Source organism: Synechococcus sp. ATX 2A4 (assembly GCF_024346375.1).
Lineage (GTDB): Bacteria > Cyanobacteriota > Cyanobacteriia > PCC-6307 > Cyanobiaceae > MW101C3.
The window spans coordinates 1-3514 of the sequence record NZ_JAGQCV010000027.1 but is presented as its reverse complement, the minus strand read 5'-3'; the positions used below and the strand labels follow the sequence as shown (position 1 = coordinate 3514).

Sequence of the window (3514 nt, the reverse complement as noted above, 5' to 3'; positions counted from 1 at the left end):
CGACCTTGGCCTTGAACTCGGGGCTATGGGTGCGGCGTTTGCTCATGGGTGGGAGCCCCCTTTCAGGGGCGGTGCCCCGCCTCACAGGTTAACGATGGACCCTGTCCAGAAAAACCAGACCACCTCACTCCCACCTGCTCACCCTGACAGATGGAGTTAGTTGAAACGAAAGCGCAGCGACTTTCACTACTGGCAATGAGTCTTGCTGCCTTAACATACCAAGCCGCTACAAAATCAAGCAGACCCGCATTCCTGATCCCCTCAAACACGTTGCTTACATCGGCTTTTTGCTCAGCGCTCAGGAATTTCGCCCCCACAAAGGGAGGGTTGCCCATCACATAGCTGAATCGGCCCGAGGGGAGCAGAGTCGCCCAGTCGGTTCTGAGCGCATTGCCATGCAGGATCGTGCTGCTGGCCTGAAGTGGGATCCGGGCAAAATACAAGCCGAACTCCTCAGAAATCAACATGTTCATCTGGTGATCCATCAACCAGAGGGCCACCTGGGCAATCTGTGAGGGAAACTCCTCGAACTCAATGCCATAGAACTGATCCACGTTCAGGCGAATCAGCTGACTCACATCGAGCACCAGCTGGTCAGAGTGGATTAACTGCTTCAGAATGGATAGCTCTAACAGGCGCAACTCCCGATAGGCAATCACCAGAAAATTTCCACAGCCACAGGCGGGATCTAGAAAAGTAAGCTCCCGCAGCCGCTGATGGAACTCCTGGAGGCGTTTGGTTTGCCCCTTCACCCGCTCGAACTCTTCCCACAACTGATCCAGAAACAGCGGCTTGATCAACTTGAGGATGTTGCCCTCGCTGGTGTAGTGGGCACCCAAGTTTCGGCGGGCCGTGCGATCCATAATCGACTGGAACAACGAGCCGAAGATTGCTGGAGAGATCCGACCCCAGTCCAGCGCCGTGCAATCGAGCAATCCTTGGCGCATGCGAGCATCGAAGCCCGCATGAGGCAAGGTTTCTGAAAATAGCAAACCATTTACGCAAGGGAAGGCCGCAAGTTGTTCATCCAGGTTTTTCAGGCGCTGATTAGGTGCCGTGTTCAGAACCTGAAACAATCCACTAAGCTGGGCTGCCAGATCACTACCGTCTTCCGCAGTGCGCTGTTCGATGAACTCCTGAAATTGCTGCCGCTCAAATATGCCTGTATCTTCAGCAAACAAACAGAAGAGCAGCCGTACCAAGTAGAGCTCCAGGGGGTGTCCGTCGTAACCCACCTCCTTCATCTGGTCATGAAGACGGCCCATGGCTTCGGCCGCCTCGATGTTGACCGGATCCTGCTCGCGGATCCGATGCCTCTGATAGCCAGCGATGAAGCCAAAAAGCTTCACCTGGTTGTAGAAATCTCCCAGGGCGAACTCATGCTGCTCATTATCATCCAAGTCGTAAAGACGAAACCTGGCAAAGTCGGAAACGAGGATGTATTTGGGTAGGTCGCGCTCGGCAATCCCGGGAAAATAATCGAGGGCTTGGGTGTAGGCAAGATCGAGATCCTTGCCCCGAGATTTGTGCTCAACCAGCAGCGTTCCCTTCCAGAAGAGGTCGATGAAGCCTCGACGATCCCCCAGCTTTATTACCGGCTCTTCAAACGAGGCCACCCGCTTGCGGCTGATGCCAAAAACATAGAAGAAGCCATCCCAGAATGATTTCGCCTCAGCATTCTCCGCAGTCTCATTTGCCCACTCTTTGGAGAAAGACAGTGCCCGGCTCTTGATTTCATTCCAGCTAATGGGCATAGGGCTGACTCTGAACTTGACAAGAAAGTATTCGTTTCAGCTTAGTCGGTGCTGCGAATACCCGCCGAGACGAGACCCTTGCTTGGAGGCACTAATGCCTTGGCAGCTTCGATGCACCTAACAGCAAAATGCAGCGGAGGCAGACAGACTTGGCAACCCTACAAGCAGCTTTCGACCGCCCGCTGCCATGACGTGTTGGGCGGCTGGCAATCACGAGAGAACTCCAATGACACCGTAGTAAATGCAGGTAATAGCCCCAACAATGTAAACCAGCCAAGTCAGGAAAAATCCAACTGCACGACCTAGTGAGGGACCGTAAGTGGTGATCAAGCCCCATGCGTGAGCGACCCGTCCGATCGTTAGCGCACTTCCAAGCAACCAGAGCATCCAACACGGTGAGCGCATCAATTCCAGCATGATGATAAACAATAGCCCCAAGGGTACATATTCCGTAAAGTTGCCATAGGCACGCACTTTGCGCTGAAGAATGCCATCATCAGATGATTTTGTGATCACAGATTTCTGAGTGTAGCTTTCAACATAAGCTGCCCATGCATTGGGATGCTCAAGATAGCTGGGCTGGCAGCATACCTCCGACTCAGTTTCTCTATGCCAAATCCGAGCCTTGATGCGCTCCATCACAACAATGTAAGATAAAGCAAACGCAATCAAGCCATTGAGCCCAATAAACAAGGATGAAACGGGGATAGACATAAGAAATCTGAATTGTGGATCACTTCTGTAAAATAGAATTGCATCACCATCTCGACAAGTCCCCAGCTGGGTACAAATTTATGCGATTTGATTCTCTGATTAATAAGCTCACTAGCATTGCAAATGAAGCGCAGTTGCGTGCTTGCTTCATCGATGAAGCAGGTGATCTGGTTGGAGCGACTGCTTGGGGGCTAGATTTGCTAGATACCCGTTTTCGAGTGGTTGAGTCAGACCTTTGGGGCTTGCCAGATCCGTTTCGCGATCGCTATCGAGAAGTTGGGCAAAGTGCAGATCCGATCAGCCAACGCTTGGTACAGCAACAAACTCCGGTTCATCACCTTTCAGTCCAGTCGTTAAACGATTGGCACCAGAGCAAGCTCTACCAAGACGTATTTTGTGTTTATGGTCTTGAACATGCAATGGTTGCACCCTTAATAGGTTCTGGTCGGTTAATCGGCGGGATTTATTTTATGCGTGGAAAGGAGCTTCCTGGCTTTAACGACACTGACCTGATTCAATTGAGTTCTCTGTGTCAGCACTTATCCGTTCGTCTGGCAACTCTGCGATTTGCGATCTCACCATCTTTCAATAATTGTCTAACCCCGCGAGAGGTTGAGATTGCGGAATTAGTTGCTCAAGGCTTCAGCAATCGAGAAATTGGTTTGAAGCTGAATATCAGCCGAGATGCAGTGAAACAAGCGCTCAAGCGAATGTTTCAGAAGCTAGACGTTTCTGCTCGTGCTGAAATGATCGCAAAGTTAAAAGGTTGAGTTCACCTACTTGACTCTGAGCGCTGACCAGTAAATCTTCGGCGGCAGTCCTTACTGACAACTTAAGCCGTCCAACGCTGCCCCTGAGTGGCAGGCAGGGAGCTTAGGCGGCTGAGCAAGAAGATTTTGGTGGCCTGTCCACTCGAGGGGCTAGGAGTTTGTTGCTCGTAGAGAATCGGTCCACCGATTGCAGCGAGTTCGGGCTTGTTGACGCTGACGGCTCCGGGCTGTGGCTTTCTGCACCGAGCTTCATGGAAGTGGAGGTAATGCAGGAGC

3 protein-coding genes are annotated in these 3514 nt (G+C 51.7%); 1 reads left to right on the top strand and 2 read right to left on the bottom strand.

What is annotated here, in order from left to right; genetic code table 11:
- Window positions 1-62: 62 nt before the first annotated feature.
- The gene (locus KBY97_RS14555) at window positions 63-1754 is read right to left on the bottom strand and encodes a DNA methyltransferase (protein ID WP_255148059.1); all 1692 of its coding nucleotides are present in this window, start codon (window positions 1752-1754) and stop codon (window positions 63-65) included.
- Between the two features lie 210 nt (window positions 1755-1964).
- Entirely contained in the window at window positions 1965-2468 is a 504-nt protein-coding gene (locus KBY97_RS14550; RefSeq protein ID WP_255148057.1) for an MAPEG family protein, read from the bottom strand.
- An 80-nt stretch (window positions 2469-2548) separates the two neighbouring features.
- On the opposite strand from KBY97_RS14550, the gene KBY97_RS14545 reads away from it, so the two are divergent.
- Window positions 2549-3238: a LuxR C-terminal-related transcriptional regulator gene (locus KBY97_RS14545; RefSeq protein WP_255148054.1), complete on the top strand. Its 690-nt coding sequence runs from the start codon at window positions 2549-2551 to the stop codon at window positions 3236-3238.
- Window positions 3239-3514: the final 276 nt, after the last annotated feature.